Source organism: Luteibacter sp. W1I16 (assembly GCF_050434905.1).
Lineage (GTDB): Bacteria > Pseudomonadota > Gammaproteobacteria > Xanthomonadales > Rhodanobacteraceae > Luteibacter.
In genome coordinates this window covers 1,092,588-1,112,950 of the sequence record NZ_JBNDJJ010000001.1, presented here as the reverse complement: position 1 = coordinate 1,112,950, position 20,363 = coordinate 1,092,588, and the positions used below count along the sequence as shown (strand labels likewise).

22 protein-coding genes are annotated in these 20,363 nt (G+C 66.2%); 17 read left to right on the top strand and 5 right to left on the bottom strand.

All coding sequences use genetic code 11. From position 1 onward, the window contains the following. Positions 1-31: 31 nt before the first annotated feature. From QFZ41_RS04980 to QFZ41_RS04960, 5 genes are all read left to right on the top strand, one after another. The gene (locus QFZ41_RS04980) at positions 32-289 is read left to right on the top strand and encodes a YfhL family 4Fe-4S dicluster ferredoxin (RefSeq protein WP_429197730.1); all 258 of its coding nucleotides are present in this window, start codon (positions 32-34) and stop codon (positions 287-289) included. A gap of 64 nt (positions 290-353) precedes the next feature. Continuing rightward, a complete protein-coding gene (gene ggt, locus QFZ41_RS04975; protein WP_429197729.1) occupies positions 354-2,069 on the top strand; it encodes a gamma-glutamyltransferase in 1,716 nt (571 codons plus the stop codon). Next, complete coding sequence (locus tag QFZ41_RS04970; protein ID WP_429197728.1) at positions 2,066-2,917, top strand: MBL fold metallo-hydrolase; 852 nt, start codon at positions 2,066-2,068, stop codon at positions 2,915-2,917. Before ggt ends, QFZ41_RS04970 begins: the two co-directional genes overlap by 4 nt. 22 nt (positions 2,918-2,939) lie before the next feature. Continuing rightward, positions 2,940-3,992, top strand: a complete 1,053-nt coding sequence (locus tag QFZ41_RS04965; RefSeq protein WP_429197727.1) for a TMEM43 family protein — start codon at positions 2,940-2,942, stop codon at positions 3,990-3,992. Between the two features lie 18 nt (positions 3,993-4,010). Then, on the top strand, positions 4,011-4,409 hold the full coding sequence (locus QFZ41_RS04960) for an MAPEG family protein (RefSeq protein WP_429197726.1): 399 nt from the start codon (positions 4,011-4,013) through the stop codon (positions 4,407-4,409). Positions 4,410-4,416: 7 nt separating this feature from the next. Here the strand turns inward: QFZ41_RS04960 and QFZ41_RS04955 are convergent, their stop codons facing one another. The 5 genes from QFZ41_RS04955 to QFZ41_RS04935 all read right to left on the bottom strand — a co-directional run bounded on the left by QFZ41_RS04955 (position 4,417) and on the right by QFZ41_RS04935 (position 8,611). Further along, positions 4,417-5,697 carry an EAL and HDOD domain-containing protein gene (locus QFZ41_RS04955; protein WP_429197725.1) on the bottom strand — a complete coding sequence of 427 codons (1,281 nt, stop codon included), beginning with the start codon at positions 5,695-5,697 and terminating at the stop codon, positions 4,417-4,419. Positions 5,698-5,751: 54 nt separating this feature from the next. Further along, positions 5,752-6,195 carry a flagella synthesis protein FlgN gene (locus QFZ41_RS04950; protein WP_429197724.1) on the bottom strand — a complete coding sequence of 148 codons (444 nt, stop codon included), beginning with the start codon at positions 6,193-6,195 and terminating at the stop codon, positions 5,752-5,754. Beyond that, the gene (gene flgM, locus QFZ41_RS04945; protein WP_429197723.1) at positions 6,192-6,500 is read right to left on the bottom strand and encodes a flagellar biosynthesis anti-sigma factor FlgM; all 309 of its coding nucleotides are present in this window, start codon (positions 6,498-6,500) and stop codon (positions 6,192-6,194) included. Before flgM ends, QFZ41_RS04950 begins: the two co-directional genes overlap by 4 nt. A 105-nt stretch (positions 6,501-6,605) precedes the next feature. Further along, the gene (gene flgA / locus QFZ41_RS04940; protein ID WP_429197722.1) at positions 6,606-7,307 is read right to left on the bottom strand and encodes a flagellar basal body P-ring formation chaperone FlgA; all 702 of its coding nucleotides are present in this window, start codon (positions 7,305-7,307) and stop codon (positions 6,606-6,608) included. Then, complete coding sequence (locus tag QFZ41_RS04935; RefSeq protein ID WP_429197721.1) at positions 7,304-8,611, bottom strand: methyl-accepting chemotaxis protein; 1,308 nt, start codon at positions 8,609-8,611, stop codon at positions 7,304-7,306. Before QFZ41_RS04935 ends, flgA begins: the two co-directional genes overlap by 4 nt. Positions 8,612-8,768: 157 nt before the next feature. Between QFZ41_RS04935 and QFZ41_RS04930 the strand changes: the two genes are divergently transcribed. From QFZ41_RS04930 to flgL, 12 genes are all read left to right on the top strand, one after another. Beyond that, positions 8,769-9,686, top strand: a complete 918-nt coding sequence (locus QFZ41_RS04930) for a chemotaxis protein (protein ID WP_429197720.1) — start codon at positions 8,769-8,771, stop codon at positions 9,684-9,686. Positions 9,687-9,873: 187 nt separating this feature from the next. Further along, positions 9,874-10,293 carry a flagellar basal body rod protein FlgB gene (flgB, locus tag QFZ41_RS04925; protein ID WP_429197719.1) on the top strand — a complete coding sequence of 140 codons (420 nt, stop codon included), beginning with the start codon at positions 9,874-9,876 and terminating at the stop codon, positions 10,291-10,293. Then, a complete protein-coding gene (gene flgC / locus QFZ41_RS04920) occupies positions 10,290-10,703 on the top strand; it encodes a flagellar basal body rod protein FlgC (protein WP_306851719.1) in 414 nt (137 codons plus the stop codon). Before flgB ends, flgC begins: the two co-directional genes overlap by 4 nt. An 8-nt stretch (positions 10,704-10,711) precedes the next feature. After that, a complete protein-coding gene (locus tag QFZ41_RS04915; RefSeq protein ID WP_429197718.1) occupies positions 10,712-11,362 on the top strand; it encodes a flagellar hook assembly protein FlgD in 651 nt (216 codons plus the stop codon). Positions 11,363-11,382: 20 nt separating this feature from the next. Beyond that, positions 11,383-12,609, top strand: a complete 1,227-nt coding sequence (flgE, locus tag QFZ41_RS04910; RefSeq protein ID WP_429197717.1) for a flagellar hook protein FlgE — start codon at positions 11,383-11,385, stop codon at positions 12,607-12,609. Positions 12,610-12,639: 30 nt separating this feature from the next. Continuing rightward, positions 12,640-13,380 (top strand): flagellar basal-body rod protein FlgF, encoded by a 741-nt coding sequence (gene flgF / locus QFZ41_RS04905; RefSeq protein WP_429197716.1) that lies wholly within the window; start codon positions 12,640-12,642, stop codon positions 13,378-13,380. A 62-nt stretch (positions 13,381-13,442) separates the two neighbouring features. Beyond that, complete coding sequence (gene flgG, locus QFZ41_RS04900) at positions 13,443-14,228, top strand: flagellar basal-body rod protein FlgG (protein WP_371022166.1); 786 nt, start codon at positions 13,443-13,445, stop codon at positions 14,226-14,228. A gap of 8 nt (positions 14,229-14,236) precedes the next feature. Then, positions 14,237-14,917 (top strand): flagellar basal body L-ring protein FlgH, encoded by a 681-nt coding sequence (gene flgH, locus QFZ41_RS04895; protein WP_429197715.1) that lies wholly within the window; start codon positions 14,237-14,239, stop codon positions 14,915-14,917. Positions 14,918-14,940: 23 nt separating this feature from the next. Continuing rightward, positions 14,941-16,041: a flagellar basal body P-ring protein FlgI gene (locus tag QFZ41_RS04890; RefSeq protein WP_429200184.1), complete on the top strand. Its 1,101-nt coding sequence runs from the start codon at positions 14,941-14,943 to the stop codon at positions 16,039-16,041. Position 16,042: 1 nt separating this feature from the next. Continuing rightward, the gene (gene flgJ, locus QFZ41_RS04885; protein WP_429197714.1) at positions 16,043-17,044 is read left to right on the top strand and encodes a flagellar assembly peptidoglycan hydrolase FlgJ; all 1,002 of its coding nucleotides are present in this window, start codon (positions 16,043-16,045) and stop codon (positions 17,042-17,044) included. A gap of 37 nt (positions 17,045-17,081) precedes the next feature. Continuing rightward, positions 17,082-18,956: a flagellar hook-associated protein FlgK gene (flgK, locus tag QFZ41_RS04880; protein WP_429197713.1), complete on the top strand. Its 1,875-nt coding sequence runs from the start codon at positions 17,082-17,084 to the stop codon at positions 18,954-18,956. Between the two features lie 5 nt (positions 18,957-18,961). Further along, complete coding sequence (gene flgL, locus QFZ41_RS04875; protein WP_429197712.1) at positions 18,962-20,158, top strand: flagellar hook-associated protein FlgL; 1,197 nt, start codon at positions 18,962-18,964, stop codon at positions 20,156-20,158. Positions 20,159-20,363: the final 205 nt, after the last annotated feature.

Here is a 20,363-nt window from a genome sequence, read left to right as displayed (position 1 = left end):
CGGGAGGGCGCAGGTAGGGTAAAATGGCCGCATGTCCCTGCTTATCCTCGATACCTGCGTCAATTGCGACGTCTGCGAGCCGGTGTGCCCGAACAAGGCCATCTCGCTGGGCGAGCAGTACTACGTGATCGACCCGAACCTGTGCACGGAGTGCGTCGGCCACTTCGATAATCCGCAATGCGTCGAGGTGTGCCCGGTGGAGTGCATCCCGCACGATCCCGACCATGTGGAGACGCGCGAGCAGCTCATGCTCAAGTACGAGCACCTGATGGCGAAGTCCGCTTCGTAAACGCTTCACGGGCGTCATGGGTTAATCTCAGGGATAGCGATATCCCTTCCGGAGAGAATTCCCCATGGTCCATGCTCCGTCGTGGCGCGTACTTGCCGCGAGCCTGTTCCTCGTCGCCGGCACCGGCCAGGCTGCCGCCAAAGATGCTCCCGCTTCACGGGGCCCCGGCCAGGCCGCCATCGCCAGCGCCAATTTCCTGGCCACCAATGCGGGTTTCGAAGTGCTCGCCAAGGGCGGCAACGCGTTCGACGCGGCCGTCGCGGTGTCCTCGACGCTAGCCGTGGTCGAGCAACAGAGTTCCGGTATCGGCGGTGGCTTCATGGCCCTGCTTCACAAGGCGTCCGATGGGCGCAATGTTTTCATCGATGCCCGCGAAACGGCACCGAAGGCCGTGGACATGAAGGCCTACGTCGGCAAGGACGGCAAGCCGAACCGCGACGTGTCGACCAACGGTCCGCTGTCGGCGGGCATTCCGGGTGAGCCCGCGGGTCTGGCCTGGATGGCCGGGCATTACGGAAAGCTTCCCCTGTCCGCGTCTCTGGCTCCGGCGATCCGGATCGCGAAGGACGGCTTCCAGCCCGACGCCCGCTTCATCGGAACCATCGAAGACCGCAAGGATGTCCTGGCGCGCTACCCCGCATCGGCAGCGATCTACTTGCCCGATGGCAAGGTGCCCGCGCAGGGCTGGACCTTGCGCCAGCCCGACCTGGCCAGGACGCTCGAACGCCTCGCGGCAAAAGGCGCCGATGGCTTCTACAAGGGCGAGACCGCGAAGCTGCTGGTCTCCGCCTCGCGCGGTGCCGGTGGCAACTGGACGGCCGCCGACCTGGAGGCTTACCAGGTGAAAGAGCGCGAGCCGCTGAGTGTCGATTACAAGGGCTACCGCATCGTCACCGCGCCGCCGCCGTCGTCGGGTGGCGTGGCGATCGCCGAGGTGCTCAACATCCTTTCCGGTTTCGATCTCGGCAAGCTCGACGTGGCCCATGCCACGCACCTGACCATCGAGGCGATGCGGCGCGCCTTCCGCGATCACAACGAATACCTCGGCGACCCGGACTTCGTGAAGATGCCGCTCGACATGCTGCTATCGAAGTACTACGCGGACGGTTTGCGCGCGACCATCTCGCCGGACAAGGCGACGCCGTCCGATTTGCTGCCGGCGGCCATGGCGGCCGAGCCGGGCATGCACACGACACATTTTTCCGTCATCGACGCCGACGGCAACATGGTGGCTTCCACGCTCACCGTGAACCTGGAATTCGGGTCGGGCTTCGTCGCCGAAGGCACGGGCGTCGTGCTGAACGACGAAATGGACGATTTCGCGCTGGTTCCCGGACAGCCGAATGCCTTCGGGCTGCGTGGCGCCCTGGCCAATGCCCCCGAGCCGGGCAAGCGCATGCTTTCCTCGATGTCGCCCAGCTTCGTCTTCGGTGCCGACCGTACCGCCGTGATCGGCTCGCCCGGTGGCTCGACCATCATCACGCAGGTGCTCGAGGGCATCCTCGCCTTCATCGACGGCAAGAGCGCTTCCCAGATCACGGCGCAGAAACGCTATCACCACCAGTACCTGCCCGATCGCGTGGACGTGGAAGCCGGGGCCTTCGACGAGGCCACGGCCAAGGCGCTCACGGACATGGGCCACGTCTTGAGGAACCGCTCGCCCTGGGGTTTCATGAACGTGGTTACCTGGGACCACCGGACCAACGTGCTGGATGCCGCCACCGATCCGCGCCGTCCGTCGGGCCTGGGCAAGGTCGGTGCAGTAAAGTCCGTGCCATGAAGCTCTGGTCACTGATCGGCAATTCGCAGAAGCTCGACGGCGGTGCCATGTTCGGCAACGCGCCGCGCGCCATGTGGGCGCGCTGGATCGAACCCGACGAACAGAACCGCATTCCGCTCGCCTGTCGTTGCCTGCTCGTGACCGGTCTGGAGGGCCGCAACGTGCTCTTCGAGACGGGCATCGGCGCCTTCTTCGAGCCCGCGATGCGCGCACGCTACGGCGTCGTGGAAGAGCGGCACGTGCTGCTCGATTCACTGGCCGAGGCTGGCATGAGCCATGAAGACATCGACGCGGTGGTGCTCTCGCACCTGCATTTCGACCATGCCGGCGGCTTGCTCGCTCCCTGGGCGGAGGGCGAACCGGCGCGTCTGTTGTTTCCGAACGCGCGCTTCCTCGTCGGCGCGGCGCACTGGGAGCGCGCGCGGGACCCGCACCCGCGTGATCGTGCCTCCTTCATCCCGGACCTCGTCAGGCTGCTGGAAGAGAGCGGGCGGCTGGAACTGGTGGAAGAGGGCAAGCCATCCTCGCTGGGGGCGACGGTTCGTTTCGACTTTTCCGAGGGGCACACGCCGGGCTTGATGCTCGCCGAGGTGGGTGGCGTGGCATTCTGCGCCGACCTCATTCCCGGACGTGCCTGGGTTCACCTGCCGGTGACGATGGGATACGACCGCTGGCCGGAAAAACTCATCGACGAGAAGAAAGCGTTCCTCGACGACAAGATCGCCCGTGGCGTGAAGCTGTTCTTCACTCATGACCACGGCTGCGCGATGGCGGCGGTGGAGAAGGACGATAAAGGCCGCTATAAGGCGGCCGATACGCTTGAGCGACTGGCTGGACTCGATGTCTAGACGGGCAGGGGATGGAGGCGGGATGGCATCGAAGCAGATGAAGCAGGCGGGCATGGCGCTGGGCACGCGGTTGGCGGGGGCGGTCTTGCTCCTGGCCGGCCTCGGGCTCATTGCATGGAACGAACGCCGCGTGATGGATTACGCCGCCGCGCTGGCACGGCATGGCTCCCCGGTGCTCGACCTCGGCGCCGAGGGGCGCCCCACCTCCGGACAATATGGTGCGCTCACCCGCGTCAGCGGCATGCCGCAGATCGTCGAGGCGCCGCGCGATCCGGAATTCGATGTCCGTGCGGAATCGCCGATCCTCATCCGCCATGTGGAGATGTTCCAGTGGCGCGAGATCACGGTGGGCGGCGTCTCCCATTACGAGCTCGACTGGGTGGACCGTCCGATCGACGCGACGAATTTCGCGAAGCCCGCGGGTCACGTGAATCCAGGCGCCTTCCCGATCCAGGGCAGGCAATTCGAAGCGGGCGAAGTGAAACTGGGTAACTTCAAGTTGTCCGAGACGATCCTGCGCGCCTTCCCGGGCCGGGTGACCGTTCCGCCCGACGAGAAGAAACTGCCACCGAACCTGGCAGCCACCTTCCAGCGTGCTGGCGACGCCCTCGTCACCAGCGCCAAGCCTGCCAACCCGCGTCTGGGCGACTTGCGTGTCAGTTGGGAAGCGGTGCCGCTGCAGTCGATGACCGTGCTGGCACGCATCGATGGCGACACGCTGGTACCGGCACCCAGCCGCGATGGCGACAACGGCTTCGACGTGCAGGTGGGCGAGCGCAGCCTGCTCGACGTTCTGCCCGCGTTGCCGGAACCGCCCGACGCTGTCCTGCTCGCTCGCATCGGCGCCTTCGTGCTGGCGATGGTGGGTTCGCTGCTGCTCGCCTGCACCAGCCGTCTGCGCAACGACGTCCTCTTCGCCATCGGCATCGGCGCGGTGGTGGTTTCCGCCGTCGCCGGAGTCATGTGGCTGGCTGGCGACGCGATGGCCGCCAGCGTATGGTTGCTCGTCGCCGTGCTGGGCGCGGGCCTCGCCATATGGCGGGTGCAACAGCGAACGGCACCAGGCACCCACTGACACCACGGAGAGCGGGCTATGCGTATCACGGGACTCTATGCGGCCTTGCTTGCCCTTCTCACCCTTTGCTTAGCGGCGCGGGTGATGTGGCTGCGGCGGCGCACACGGATCGGCCTGGGCGATGGCGGCGACCGCGCCGTGGCCTGCGCCGTGCGCAGTCATGGCAATGCCACGGAATACGTTCCGCTGGCGCTGCTGCTGTTGCTGGTGCTCGAGCTCAACCAGACCCTGCCGGCGTTACTGCACGCCTTCGGCATCGCCCTGGTGCTGGCGCGTATCGTCCACGCTATCGGCTTGTCGCGTACGCCGGGCTATTCAGCGGGCCGCGCCGCGGGTGCGGCGATCACCTTGCTGGTGATCGCCGCCATGGCCTTGATGCTGCTGTGGCAGTACGTGGTCATCCACGTGCTGCTATAGCGAGGACTCAGGCCTCGGCTTCGACGGCCGCCGTGCCGTCGGCGAACGCGTAGACGTGGTCGGCCCAGCTCGCGGCCTCCACGTAGATGGCGGCCATGGTGTGCACGTGTTGCTCGCGCAGAGCCGTATCGCTTTCCAGTTCGCCCTGTTCCCAGTGGCGGATCTGGTCGAGGATCGACGCGAACGGACCGGTACCTTCCAGCAGCGCCTCACGGATCTCGATCGCGAGCGGAAGGTGCTCGAGCACGTAGGCCATCGACACGTTCATGAGCGTGTCGAGCAGCGAGAACAGCCCGGCCGTGAAGGCCATTTCCTGCAGTTCCGGCTTGATGGCGCGCGCAAGCTTCTCGCACATGTGGGCGCGGATAAGGGCCAGGCGAAGCAGTTCCGGCGGACGTTCGTCCATGCCCGACACGGCCATGGTGAAGATCCAGTTGCGCATGCGGTTGACGCCGAAGAACACCGCCGCCTGCTCCACCGACTTCAGCTGGCGGGGCAGGGCGAAATAGGCGGAATTCACGCAACCCAGGAGCTTGTAACTGAGGATGGCGTCGTCACGGATGATCTTGCCGAGTTCCACCGGGCCGTTCTCGGGATCTTGCAACGCGCCCATGAGGCGAAGCACGCCGAGCTTGCTCGGGCTCAGGCGTGGCATGTCGACGCGTTCCGGGCGGAGCAGGTACTTGCCCTGGAAGCCGTCGACATCCTGGTCGGCGTAATCGACGAAGGTTTCGTGGGTGTCGACACCGGTGACGATGACCTTCACGCCGAACGCGTGCACGTAATCCATGTGCGCACGGGCTGCCACGGGATGGCGGTGATCCACCGCCACCTTGGCGAACTGCACGATGCGCAGCAAGGCGTCCACGCCGGCCCGGTGTTCGGGATCGGCGGGGAGATTGAAGTCTTCCAGCATGAAGAGACAGCCGTGGCTCTTCAGTTCGCGAAGCTTGACCAGCAACTGGTCATCGGTGCCGACGTCGGCACCGATGCTGGCGCCCAGCCGTGCGTTGTGGCGAAGGATGTCCGCATGCTGCAGGAGCAGGTCGCGCGACATGTGCAGGAACGCGCGGTTATCTCGGACGAGGCGCTTGAGGCTGCCATCGGCGATCGCACTGAGCGTGGCCTGCGTATGGGCGAGGGATGCCGCATCGATATCGCTGCCGATGGGCCGGGGAAAGAGCAGTTCGTAAGCGAACAGGGACTGCTTCTTGTCCAGGATGGGCACGCGGACGATGGGGAGGATACCGTCGTCGTTCACCGCCGCCGGCTGGGGATGTGCTGCCATTGCTTCCTTCTTGCGCCGCTGGGGTGAGCCTGGAGTATCGCTGCTTCGTTACGGTCAAACCTGTGCAAGGGTCGCGGAACGAAGATTCACTTTCGCCACGCCGTTGCGGCCGTAGGTGGAGCCGCCCGGCGATTCGCCGGAGATCACGGCCAGCGCCTGGCGGATATGGCCCATGCGCTGGGCGACGATGCGGCCGTTCACTTCATTCATTTGCCTGCATTCGCCCAGGCGCTCGAGGGTGTGGACCCAGCGCGGATCCAGCAGGCTGTCGATGCCGGCGGCGTCGCCCAACTGGCGGCGTTCCACGTCGAGCTTCTCGATGCGGTCGAGCAGTTTGCCTTTCGCGCGGCCGGCGGCTTCCAGCGCCTGCGGGTCGGCCTGGCCGAGCGCCATGCGCTCTTCGATCAAGCTGGCATGCAGGGCATCGATCTCGCGGGCGAGATCGCCCATCACCGCGACGAGCGCGGCATCGAAGTCGGGGCCGAGCGAGCCGCTCATGCCTTGCTACCGCCCATCTGGCCTTCCAGCGCGAGGAACTTGCTGGCGATGGCCTGGGCATCCGGCTTGTAGGTGCCATCGGCGAGGCGGGCGCGGATTTCGTCCACGCGCTTCGTGTCGATGCCGTCGCCACGGCTCGCGGCGTCGAGCGCCTTGGCCGAGTCGGTGATCTTGACGCTGTCGTCGCTCGGGCGGACCGCACCGGTGCCCTGGGTGGAACCGGCGGAACCGGCGGCCGGGTTCTGGGTGCGGAGCTGCACCTGCGGCTGGGGGGCCTGGATGCCGGGTTTGATAGTCGTCGTCATGGGTGTATCCCTCGGATCATTTTTCCGTCAGACCCTTTATCGGCGGCCCGCGGGCGAACTTTAGCCGGCCTCAGGCCGCGAAGTGTGACCTGGTTCGAATTTCGTTCAAGGTAGCACCGCGACCGTGCCGGGGCCGCTGACGATGGCGTCGAGCACCTTGCCGGACGAGGCGTTGCGGACCTTCAGGCGCGCGCCGGTGTCCCCGGCGCCCATGGCCACGCCCTCGGCCCGGATGGTCACGCCGTCGACGCTGGCTTCCATGCTCACGGCGTCGCCGATCCGCACGGCCTGGCGTCCGGCGAGCATGCCGGGGGTGAGCACGGTGCCCGCGTTGAGCGGGCGGGCCAGCGAACGGCCGCCGATCTGCTCGAGATCGGCCACGTAGCCGTAAGCGAGCGTGGCGACGTCGCGCTCCTCGGCGTGGACATCGCTGGCGCCGATGCCGTCGCCCCGGGCCAGGGGCTTGCTGGTGACCAGCACGTTGGCAAGCATCGTCACCCGCACGGGTACGCGCACCGTCCAGCCGCCGGGCACGGGACAACGAACGGTCACGCTGGCCCGGGCGCCCAGCGGACGGTTGCCGGGCAGGGAGACATCGAGCGGAGCGCCGCAGTCGGCCAGTCGAAGGCGGCTGTCGAGCGGAGCGGCCTCGGCCGTCATCCGCGCGCCGGGCAGGCTGCGATGCTGTTGCAGCCAGTCGACGGCGGTGGCACGGATCGAATCCAGCGACTGCCCGGCCTTCGCGGACAGCGGAAGCACGAGCGGCGCCGCGAAAGCGAGACCGGCGGCGAGAACGCGGTGAATCACGCGGCGCGTTCCGCCAGGGAAGTGGAAAGGCCCTGGGCGATGGCGTCGAGTTCCTTCACGAGGCCCGGCAGCATGTGACCGGCGTCGGCGTGGCGACCTTCGCCCAACGTGATGGCGTACTGAGAGGCCAGTACCGAGAAGCGCTCGCCTGCGGCGCGAATCGCATCGGCGGAGTCGTCGGGCCTGCGTGCGCGGAACTGGTCGATGCAACGCATCATCGGCGTGGTGTCGAGCCAGCGCCGGTCGAGGCTGGACGGATCGCGCGACGCCAGTTCCAACGCGTAGCGCAAACCTTGGCTGGCTTCACGGATCATCTGGCTGAGGCTGGCGGCATCGAGGTTGCCTTCGGTCTCCAGCTTCGCGAGGCTGAGCCGGTGGGCCAGCACGGCGGCGCGCGCGGCCGCGTCGGCCTGGCGGCGTGCGTCGTTGCCGATGCGGCTGAGCGTGCCCTGTGTCGCCTGGATGGCGGCGATGCGGCCTTGCAATGCGCCCATGCCTTCGCGCGCGGCCTCGAGGCTGCCGCGCGCGCCGCGCACGGCGTCGTCGACACGCCCGAGCGAGGCCTGCATTCCGGCGATACCGGAGTGGGACTGGTCCAGGCGGCGCAGGCTGGTTTGCACCGCCTCGTCGAGGTGGCCGGAGAATTCACCGACGGCCTGCGTGACCTGGTCGATCTCGGCCGTCGCCTGGGTGGTCTTTTCCGCCAGTTGCTTCACTTCGTCGGCCACCACCGCGAAGCCACGGCCGGCTTCTCCGGCACGAGCCGCCTCGATCGCCGCGTTCAATGCAACGAGGTTGGTCTGGTGGGCGATGTCCTGCACGGTCGCCGTGAGCTTGCGGATCGCGGTGAAATAGTCGGCGAACTGCGCGTGGTTGCGGCTCATGCCCGACAAGGCGCTGCGCAGCAGGCGCAACTGGCCATCGAGCTCGGCTGACGTCGCCTGGCCCTGGCTGCCTGCATCGGCCATCCCGGCGACGCCCGCATGGGCCTGGTCGATCGCCGTCGAAATCCTGGCGCTGGCTTCCGTCAAACGACCGGCGGTGTCGCGCGCGCCTTCGACGGCGGTGCCTAGCTCCTGCAAGGTGGTGCCGAGCGCCTGCGCGTTCGTCAGCACCATGCCTTGTTGCTCGATCGCCTGGATCGTGGTCGCCGCCGCGGTACGCGGTTCGGCAGGCTTGAGCAGGGCGCCGAGCGCGCTGGCGGCCGCCGGATACTGGGCGGCGAGCGCCCGCACGCGCGCGGCGTCACCGCTAGCGGCGGCGTGGGCTAGAAGGCGTACGTGCTGGCTCCAGAGGAGGGTCATGATTTCGCTTTCGCTTTGTTCGGGTGGTCGCCTTACTACATCGGTAGGAAGGCCTGCTTCTTGAGCCAAGCAATCGCCGTGCCACGACCCGCCTCAAGCTCGCCCGCCTCCGGCCGATACGTTCCGGGACACCTTTTGTAGAACGCATGCGCAGCCCATGGCCCGACCGCTCCTCGATACCGTGGAAACCTTCACCCGCCTCGCGGGCCACAATCGCGTGGCGATGCTGCTGTTCCGGCTGGGCGACGCCCAGGCGTTCGGCATCAACGTGTTCAAGGTGCGCGAGGTACTGCGCCGGCCACGGCTGGAGCGGATGCCCAGCATGCACGAGCTCGTCGCGGGCAGCTTCGACTACCGCGGCAGCACGATTCCGGTGGTCGACCTCGCCGCGGCCATGGGCTATCCAGCCCTCGCTTCGGCGGAAGGCGCCCACCTGATCGTGACCGAGTTCAACCGCTCGGTGCAGGGTTTCCTCGTTTCCGACGTGGACCGCATCGTCCATGTGGACGGCGGCAACCTGGCGGCGCCGCCGCCCGCGCTGGGCTACGGCCCGCGGGTGAACGCGGTGACGCGCCTGGACGGCAACCTCATGGCGGTGGTCGACGTCGAGCAGATCCTCGCCAGCGTCGATCCCCGCGTGGCGGAACTGTCCGAACGTGTGCGGCAGGCCGCCCACGTGCAGCAGGCGGCGAATCGCCGCGTGCTGGTGGTGGATGACTCCCTCGTGGCGCGGACGCAGCTGGTCGACCTCTTCCGCAAGATGGACCTCGAATGCGTCGTGGCCAAGGACGGCAGTGAAGGTCTCGACATGCTCCGCAGCCTGGCCATGGGCCCGGCGGCCGAGCGGGTCGCCCTGGTGGTTTCCGATATCGAGATGCCGGCGATGGACGGCTACGCGCTCACGCGGGCCATCCGCGAGGACGCCCAGCTGCGTCACCTGAAGGTCCTGCTGCATAGTTCCCTGAGCGGCGTGTTCAACGAGGCCATGGTGGAACGCGTCGGCGCCGACCGCTTCATCGCGAAGTTCCAGCCCGATGTGCTCGCCACGGCCGTGCTGGAGCTGTTGCCCGCCTGATCGGATCCCGCCGCCGCCCACCGTCAGCGATGTGACGCGGGCGAGCGCCGGAATTCCGACACGGCCTGGCGCCGCCCTGGCCGCCCGTCGCTGAAACGGCGCCACGACGCCGTTTCACCCGCACCTTCCCCGCGTGGCACGCGAATTGCTCAACCCCTCGGGCCAAGGTCACGAGAGGGGAGAGCCCATGATCGACAAACCCGATGCGCTGTTCGGCGTTCACGCCCAGGCCCTTGGCCTGTGGCAGAGCCGTGCCGAGGTGATTTCCTCGAACCTCGCCAACGCCGACACGCCCGGCTTTCTCGCCCGCGATCTCGATTTTCGCAAGGTCATGACCGCCGCCACCGGCGCCGTCGACGGCAATACGTTGCCGATGACCGCGACCGAGGCCGGTCATATCGGTGGCAACCCGGCAGCGGCCCTCGCCGATGCGCAGAAGCTCGCCTATCGCGCCGAGGCCCAGCCGACGATGGACGGCAACACCGTCGACACCCAGGTCGAGCAGGCGCAGTTCGCCGCCAACGCCATCCACTACCAGGCGTCGCTCGGCTTCATTAACGCGCAGATCCATACCATGCGCCTCGCCATCACAGGGTCCAGCTCATGAGCCTGCTCAAGATCTTCGACGTCGCCGGTTCGGGCATGGCCGCGCAGTCGGCGCGCCTCAACACCACGGCCAGCAACATGGCCAACGCCGACAGCCTCGCGAGCAGCGAAGCGGGAGCCTATCGCGCGAAGCAACCCTTGTTCTCGGCGGTGCAGCGCCAGGTGAACGGGCAGATGGAAAACGAAGGCGTGCGCACGCTCGGCGTCACCGAAAGCCAGGCGCCGGTGCAGTCGCGCTTCGAACCCTCCAACCCGCTGGCCGATGCCAATGGCTACGTGTATTCGAGCAACGTCAACCCGGTCGACGAGCTGGTCAACATGATCTCCGCGTCGCGCTCCTACCAGAACAACGTCGAAGTCATGAACAGCGCCAAGCAGCTCATGCAGAAGACGCTCGACCTCGGCAAGTAAGGATTCCCATGGCAGTCGATACCGTCAACGGCAGCTCAACGTCCACCGCCCAGTCGTCTTCCGGCCAGCTTCAGCAACAGACGCTGAGCCAGTCGGATTTCCTGAAGCTGATGGTCACCCAGATGACCAACCAGGACCCGACCAAGCCGATGGATTCCACCCAGATGGTGGCCCAGATGGCGCAGTTCTCCCAGGTGGCCGCCACCCAGGAACTGCAGCAGTCGTTCGACTCGCTGGCTACCAACCTCAGCGGCGATCAGTTCGTGCGCGCCGCGGCGCTGGTGGGCCAGGAAGTGCTGGTGCCGTCCACGGCGGGCAAGCTTACCGATGGCAGCTTCAACGGCGCCGTGAACGTCGGTACCTCGGGCACCTACGTGAACGTGCAGGTCAAGGATTCGGCCGGGAACACCGTCCGCACGATATCGCTGGGCCAGCCCGATGCCGGCCTCGTCCCCTTTACCTGGGATGGCAAGTCCGACGACGGCACTCAGCTCGACGACGGCGTCTACAAGATATCCGCTACTTCCGGCGGGACCGCGATCGATACCTTCGTTCGCGGCAAGGTGGAAGGCGTCGGTGCCTCGGGTACCGACGGAACCTACGTGCAGGTGGCCGGCTACGGCGGTGCCCTGCTCAGCCAGATCGCACAAATCCTGTAATTCCAGCGAGGAAACCCACCATGCCATTCGACATCGCCCTCAGCGGCATCAACGCGGCGTCTTCCGACCTGGAAGTCACCGCCAACAACATCGCCAACGTGAACACGGTCGGCTTCAAGGGCTCGCGCGCCGAGTTCTCGCAGGTTTATTCCGTGGCCGGCGAGAACCTCTCGGCCACGGCGGCCGGCAGCGGCGTGCGCCTGACCAACATCGCCCAGCAGTTCGGTGACGGCAACGTCACGCAGACCGGCAACTCCTACGATTTCGCCCTCAGCGGAGCGGGCTTCTTCACGCTCCGCGACGGCGCGGGCTATTCGTATTCGCGCGCGGGCAACTTCCACCCGGACGAGAACGGCAACATCATCAACGGCACGGGCCAGTTCGTGCAGGCCTACCCACCAACCGCCACGGGCGGCTTCGACATCAGCAGCCTCACCGACCTGAAGATCACCAACGGCTCCAGCCCGGCCAAGGCCAGCGCCGCCATCGGCATCACGGCGAACCTTCCGTCCAACGCCACGGCGCCAACGGGCGGCGCGTTCGACCCGACGAACGACAAGACCTACAACAACCTGTCGACCTTCCAGGCTTACGACTCGCTCGGTGCCCCGCACACGGTCAACCTCTACTACGTGAAGGACGCGACCGCCGCGAACACGTGGAACGTGAGCATGACGGTCGACGGAACGCAGGTCGGCACGTCGCAGCCGATGGCCTTCAGCTCGGGTGGTGCGCTGGTCCCGACCAACGGAGGCAAGCTGGCCTTCGGCGCGGTGTCGCCGAACCCGGGCGCCGATCCGATGAACCTGACCATCGACATGAACAAGGTCACCCAGTTCGGCAATACCTTCGCCACCACGGCGGTGGCCAACGACGGTTACGCGGCCGGCACGTTCTCCAAGATCGACGTGGCCAAGGACGGTACCGTCTCGGCCATCTATTCCAACGGCGTCTCCACGCCGCTGGGCCAGCTGGCGATCGCCACCTTCGCCAACAACCAGGGGTTGCGCCAGCTCAACGACACCAACTGGGTGCCATCGTCGGAATCGGGCCAGCCGATCCGTGGCGTCGCCAACTCCGGTGACGTCGGCACCATCCAGGCCGGTTCGCTCGAGTCGTCGAACACCGCCGACCTGACCGCCCAACTGGTCAACATGATCAAGGCGCAGCGCAACTACCAGGCGAACGCGCAGGTCATCTCGACCGACGACAAGCTGACCCAGACCATCATCAACATCCGCAACTAAGCGCGCCCGACGGCTCCCGAGGATTCCGCCATGGACCGCTCCGTATATGTCGCGATGACCGGCGCCACGCAGATCATGCGTGCGCAGGCCGAGGTGGCACACAACCTGGCGAACGCCAACACCGCCGGATTCAAGGCGGAACTGTCGGCCTTCCAGAGCCTGCCCGTGCAGGGCGACGGCCTGCAGACGCGCGTCAACGGCGTGGCCCAGGGCACCGGTTGGGACATGACCGCCGGCAACCAGATGCAGACGGGCAACGACCTCGACATCTCGGTACGGGGCGATGGCTGGATCGCGGTGCAGACCCCGGACGGCACGGAAGGCTATACCCGTGCCGGAAACCTGCGCATCGATGCCGACGGTTTGTTGACGGACATGCGCGGCAACGCGGTGCTTGGTGGCGGTGGCCCGATCACGATCCCGCAGGCATCCAGCGTGAAGATCGGCGCCGACGGCACGATCTCGGTCGTGCCCCTCGGCGAGACGCCGGCCACCGTCGCCACCACCGACCGGATCAAGCTGGTCAACCCGGGCAACGACCAGTTGGCGTACGCCAGCGACGGCCTCATGCACATGAAGGACGGTACCCAGGCGCCCGCCGATGCCAACGTGCGCGTCGACGCCGGCGCGCTGGAATCGAGCAACGTCAATCCTTCCGACGTGCTGGTGAAGATGATCTCGCTGTCCCGCGAGTTCGAAATGCAGGTCCGTTCGATCAAGACCGCCGACGACAACGCCCAGTCGGCATCGAAATTGCTACAGGTGGGTTAACCACCGCCGCGCGACGCAAAACCGTCGCCGGCACGTAAAGCGCCCGCGCGCAGGAGTCAACGATGTTCACGTCCCTCTGGATCGCCAAGACCGGCCTCGATGCGCAGCAGACGCGCATGGACGTCGTATCGAACAACCTGGCCAACACCAACACGACCGCGTTCAAGCGTTCGCGTGCCGAGTTCGAGGACCTGTCCTACCAGAACCGCGGCCAGGCCGGTGCGCAGACGACCGAACAGACGCAGTCCCCCACCGGCTTCATGCTCGGTACGGGCGTGCGCGTGGTCGGCACGCAGAAGATGTTCGAGCAGGGTGGCGTGCAGCAGTCCGACAATCCGCTGGACATGCGCATCGAAGGCCGTGGTTTCCTGCAGGTGACCCTGCCCGACGGCACTGTCGGCTATACCCGCGACGGCGGTCTCAAGCAGGACCAGGACGGCCAGATCGTCACCAACGACGGCTATCCGCTCGAACCCGCGATCACCATTCCCGCCAACGCGAAGACCATCAGCATCGGCACCGACGGCACCGTCAGCGTGACGACCGCCGCCAGTGCCGCTTCACAGCAGATCGGCACGATCCAGCTCGCCGATTTCGTCAACCCGGCGGGCCTCGAACCGCGCGGCGACAACCTCTACCTGGAAACGGCCGCCAGCGGCGCGCCGCAGACCGGTACCGCGGGCCTCAACGGCCTGGGCACCATCGAGCAGAACTCCCTGGAAACCTCGAACGTCAACGTGGTCGAGGAAATGGTGAACATGATCGAGACGCAGCGCGCCTACGAGATGAACTCGAAGGCGATCTCCGCGGCCGACCAGATGCTCCAGTTCATCTCCAACAAGACCTGAGAAACGTCATGAACCGTTCCCTCGTCCGCCTTCTCGTCGCCGCGCTGCCGTTCGCCATGCTCGGTGGCTGCGCGATCGTTCCGCCGACGCCCAGGCCCATGTACACCGCCACCCTGCCGGTCGAACCGGCGGCGCAGCCGCAGGCCACGGGTTCCATCTACGCCGACCAGCAGTCGATGGAACTGTTCGCCGATCCGCGCGCGCACCGTATCGGCGACATCCTGACGATCACCCTGGTCGAGTCGACGCAAGCCAGCAAGAAGGCGGCGACCAGCACGAACAAGAAGAACGGCAACACCATCGCGTCACCGACCCTGCTCGGCCAGGGCCTGCGGATCGGTGGCAAGGCCGCCGACAGCTCGTTGTCCAGCAGCAACGCGTTCGCCGGCGACGGCTCCAGCGAGCAGAGCAATCAGCTCACCGGCGAGATCACCGTCACGGTGGCGCAGCGCCTGTCCAACGGCGCACTGGTGGTGCGCGGCGAGAAGTGGCTGACGATCAACCAGGGCGAGGAACTGGTGCGCATCTCCGGCATCGTCCGTCCGCAGGACATCGGCAACGACAATATCGTCGCTTCCAGCCGTGTCGCCGACGCGCGCATCGAGTACGTGGGCAAGGGCACCCTGGCCGATGCGAACACGCGCGGCTGGTTGTCACGCTTCTTCGATTCGAAGTGGATGCCGTTCTGATGAAGACCTCGCAGCGCCTCCGCATGCTCGTTCGCAGCACCGCCGCCGTGCTGGCCCTGGGTATCGTCGTGCCCGTGCAGGCAGATCGCATCCGCGACCTCGTGCAGGTGGGCGGCGTGCGTAGCAACCAGTTGATCGGCTACGGGCTCGTCGTCGGTCTCGACGGCAGTGGCGACCAGACCAGCCAGGCGCCTTTCACGACGCAGAGCCTGGAGAACATGCTGCAGCAGTTCGGTGTCAACGTGCCTGCCAATGTCCGCCCGCAGCTGAAGAATGCGGCGGCCGTGACGATCACGGCCGAACTGCCGCCGTTCGCCAAGCCCGGCCAGCGCATCGACGTGACGGTGGCCTCGATCGGCAATGCGAAGAGCATCCGTGGCGGCGAGTTGCTGATGTCGCCGCTGAAGGGCGCCGACGGCCAGGTCTATGCCATCGCGCAGGGCAGCGTGGTCGTGGGCGGTGTCAGCGCCCAGGGCAAGAGCGGCTCCAGCGTGCAGGTCAATATCTCCGCCAGCGGCCGCATTCCTGGTGGCGCCAGTATCGAACGCAGTGTCGCCTCGTCCTTCGACAAGGGCGGCGATCTCATGCTCAACCTCAACACCGCCGATTTCACGACGGCCGCCCGCATCGCCCAGGCGGTGAACCAGAGTTTCGGCGCGGGAACGGCCAACGCCATCGATTCGGCGTCGGTCGCCGTGCGCGCACCGCTTGATCCTTCGCAACGCGTGTCGTGGTTGTCCACCATCCAGGCGCTGGAGGTCACCCCCGGCGACGCACCCGCCCGCATCATCGTCAACTCGCGTACCGGCACGGTCGTGATCGGTTCCGATGTGAAGGTGGGTGCGGCCGCGGTCGCGCATGGTTCCATCCAGGTCACCATCAGTGAACAACCGCAGGTCAGCCAGCCCGGCGCGTTCAGCCGCGGCCAGACCGCCGTGGTGCCGAGCAGCCAGGTCGCCGTGAGCGAGGAAGGCGGCCACATGTTCAAGTTCGGCCCGGGTACCAGCCTGGACGCCATCGTGCGTGCCGTGAACCAGGTGGGTGCGTCGCCGAGCGACCTCATTTCGATCCTGCAGGCGCTGAAGCAGTCCGGCGCGCTGCACGCGGAACTGGTGGTGATCTGACATGGCCGCCGCCGTCGACACCCAGAGGCTCGGCACCTACACGGACATGTCCGCGTTCGCCGGATTGCGGTCGGCTGCGCAGAAGGATTCCAAGGCGGCCTTGCCGACCGTCGCGAAACAGTTCGAATCCATCTTCACCCAGATGATGCTGAAGTCCATGCGCGACGCCAGCGCCGCGATGGGCGACGACATCATGGGCTCGCAGGCGGCCGACGCCTATCGGGACATGTTCGACCACCAGTTGTCGCTCACGCTGTCGCAGGGCAAGGGTATCGGCATCGCCGACATGCTTATCCGCCAGTTGGGCGGCAGTACGTCGAAGGCCGGTTCGCCGGACGACCTGTTCGCCGGTGTCACCGGCGACGCCAGCACCGCCGCCGCCGTCTCGTCGCCTTCCGACCAGGACAGCGGCCTCATGGATTCGCTTGAGCGCATGCTCGGCCGTGCCGGGAAGGCCGTGGGCGACGGCGCGAATGCCGTGGTGGATGCCGTCGGCAAGCTGTCGATCGCCGGTCCAGAGGATTTCGTGAAGAAGCTCGCGCCACACGCCATCGAGGCAGCGAAGAAGCTGGGTGTCTCCGTGCGCGCACTGCTGGCGCAGGCCGCGCTGGAGACGGGCTGGGGCAAGCACCTTCCCGCGCAGGGTGGCACCACCAGCTTCAACATGTTCGGCATCAAGGCGGGCAGCAGCTGGGATGGCAAACGAGTGAACGTGCCGACGCTCGAGTACGAGGACGGCGTGGCCGTTCGCCGGAAAGACAGTTTTCGCGCCTACGATTCGCCGTCCGACTCGTTCGAGGACTACGCCGACCTGGTCGCCAACAGCCCTCGCTATGCGGGTGCCGTGGGACGTGGCGACGACGTGGCGGGTTTTGCTCACGCCCTCGTCAAGGGTGGCTATGCCACCGATCCCAGCTACGCGCAAAAGCTCACCGATATCGCCAACGGCCCGGTCATGAAGCAGGCGCTTGCCGCGCTGAAGCACATCGCCGAGGACCTGTGAGACACGGGCCCATGAAAGTTCACAAGGAATAACTGCGATGGCCGACCTGCTATCCACCGGTGTCTCAGGGTTGCTTGCCTCGCAAGTCGGCCTGTCCACCGTTGGTCACAACATCAGCAACGTCAACACGGCCGGATATACGCGCCAGACGACGTCGTTCAATGCCCGTGCGCCGCAGTACAACGGCGGGTACTACGTGGGGCAGGGTGCCGATGCGGTCAGCGTCCAGCGCGCCTACAGCCAGTTCCTCACCCAGTCCGTGTGGTCCGCGAACTCCGGCCAGAGCCGCGCCGCGCAGTACGCCAGCCTGACTGCCTCGGTGAATAACGCGGTCAGTGGTTCGGCCAACCTGCAGACTGCGCTCGACGGCTTCTTCGGCGCGGTGAGCGACCTGGCCAACGCGCCGGTCGACACGGCGAGCCGCCAGGCCCTGATCGGCAAGGCGAGCACCCTGGTTTCCACCTTCCGTTCGCTGTCGTCGCAGTTCCAGCAGATCGACCAGCAGACCAACCAGGAAATCAGCAACTCCGTCGATAGCATCAACAGCCTCGCGCGGAGCATCGCGGACCTCAACGGGCAGATCCAGAAAGCCTATGCGGGAGGCGCGGCGCCCAACGACCTGCTCGATGCGCGCGACCAGGCTATCTCGCAGCTCTCGCAGGTGGTCGGCGTGAACGTCACCCAGGGCAGCGACCACATGGTCACGGTGTCCGTCGGCAACGGGCAGCCGCTGGTCAATGGCACCGATGCGACCAAGCTGAGCACCGCCGCCAACCCCTACGATTCCTCGCGCATGGAAGTGATGGGGCCGGGCGGCTCCATCATCAGTGGCCAGCTCGGTTCGGGATCGCTGGGGGCGACGTTCGATTTCCGGACCAACGTGCTCGATCCGGCGCGTAACCAGCTGGGCCGTTCAGCTATCGCCCTCACCGATGCCTTCAACAAGCAGCATGCACAAGGCATCGACCTCAACGGGGCTGCGGGCGGGGACTTCTTCACGATCGGCGATCCCGCGGTTTTCAACAACACCGCCAATACGGGTAACGCCCAGGTAACGGCCACCGTGACCGACGTGGGCAAGCTCGGCGGTTCCGACTACATCATGCGTTACAACGGCAGCGGCTGGTCGGTGACGACATCCGCCGGCGTCACCGTGCCTTCGACGGGAACGGGCGCCGCAGGCGATCCGATCCTCATCGACGGGCTGGCGATCACGGTGCCCAGCGGCACGCCGCAGGCCGGCGACAGCTTCCAGATCCAGCCGACGCGCAACGCCGCCTCCACCATGAGCGTGGCGATCAGCGACACCAACAAAATTGCCGCATCGGGTCCCTTGGCCGCGACCAAGGCTTCCGGCAATACCGGCAAGGCCATCCTGGGCGCCCTCACGGTCACGAATGTCGCCGATCCGGCGTTCAACACCCCGGTCAATATCGTCTTCACCTCGCCGACCACGTACACCGTCAATGGCGGCGCACCGCAAACCTATGCGGATGGCGACACGATCACCGGCAACGGGTGGACGCTCAAGCTTTCCGGTGTCCCGGCCGCTAACGATTCGTTCACCGTGAAGCCGGCGGGTTCGGCCAGCGGTGATAACGGCAATGCGCTCGCGCTCGCGAACGTGGCCAACAAGGGTGTTCTCGACAACGGTGTCACCACCGTGGGCAAGTCCTATAGCCAGCTGATCGCCCAGGTGGGCACGGCCGGCGCGCAGGCGAACACCGCGCTGGACGCGCAACAGAGCATCCTCGACCAGGCCATGGCGTCGCAGCAGAGTCTTTCCGGAGTGAACATGGACGAAGAAGCGGCGAACCTCCTGCGGTTCCAGCAGGCGTATGCGGCATCGGCCCAGGTGATCAACGCGGCGAACACCATCTTCGATTCCCTTATGACCGCCGTGCGGGGCTGACGACCATGCGTATTTCCACCTCCTGGGGCCAGCAGCAAGCCGTCGACTCGATGCTCGACCGGCAGTACCAGATGTCGCAGACCCAGCTTTCGCTGGGCAACGGCAAGGCGATCCAGACCCCCGCCGACAATCCCGCGGCCGCGGCGCGCGCCGTCGACACCAATTCCGCCAGTGCGCAGAATGACCAGTACACACGCAACATCCAGTCGGCCACCACCCGGTTGTCCGTCGAAGAACAGGCGCTTTCGTCGGCGGGCGACATCCTCGATCGCATCCGTTCGCTCACGCTGGAAGGCATGAACGGCACGCAGACGGACGAATCGCGGCAATCCATCGCGACGGAGCTGCGCCAGACGCTTCAACAACTCGTGGCGCTGGGCAACACCAAGGACGGGCAGGGCGAATACATCTTCGCGGGCAGCCGCACCACCACCCAGCCCTTCACGATCGACGGGCTGAGCGTGAGCTATGGCGGCGACCAGAGCCAGCGGATGGTCGCCGCGGCGGCCGGCCTGCAGGTCGCCACGGGCGACAGCGGCGCCGATGTCTTCATGTCGATCCGTGGCGGCAACGGAACCTTCGTCACCAGCGCGGGCGCCACGAATACCGGGACGGCCGTGGTAGGCGCCACCTCGGTGACCGATGCGAGCGCCTGGGACGGCGGCAGCTACAGCATCACTTTCACCTCGCCGACCGCGTACGAGATCCGCGACGTCAACGATCCCACCAATACGGTCATCTCCACGGGGACGTATACCGGCGATACCGGCACCATCGCGTTCAAGGGCGCGCAGCTCAACCTCACGGGCAATCCCGCCACGGGCGACACCTTCGCCGTGGGCCCCTCGTCGTCGCAGGATGTCTTCTCCTCGGTGGCCGGCATCATCAATGCCTTCGAGGCACCGGGTGGCGGCGCGGCGATGAACAACCAGATCAACGCGCAGCTGCAGAACCTCGACCAGGCCGCCACCAGCTTCCTCGATACGCGTACGAAGATCGGCGCACGCATGAACACGCTCGACCAGCAGACGCAGATCGGTGCGGACGTGAAGCTGCAATACGCCAGCACGCTCACCGACCTGCAGGACCTCGACTACGCCAGCGCGATCAGCAAGTTCACGCAGCAGCAATCCGCCCTCGACGCGGCGCAGCAGTCGTACGTGAAGATGCAGAACCTGAGTTTGTTCAATTACCTCAAATAAGAAACGCGTCGATTTACTTGCAGTGCATTGGAGGCGGCCGCGAGGCCGCTTTTTTTCTTGCAATGAGCCCTAAACCCGGGACTGGACCTGCCGATAAGGAACCCTGACAGCGGCCGGCGAGGCGTCATTGGCGGGTGCTGATCAAGAAAGTGGTTGACAGGTAGAAAAAGTTCTCAAGTTTCTTCCCGGCGTGCCGTAAACCTCT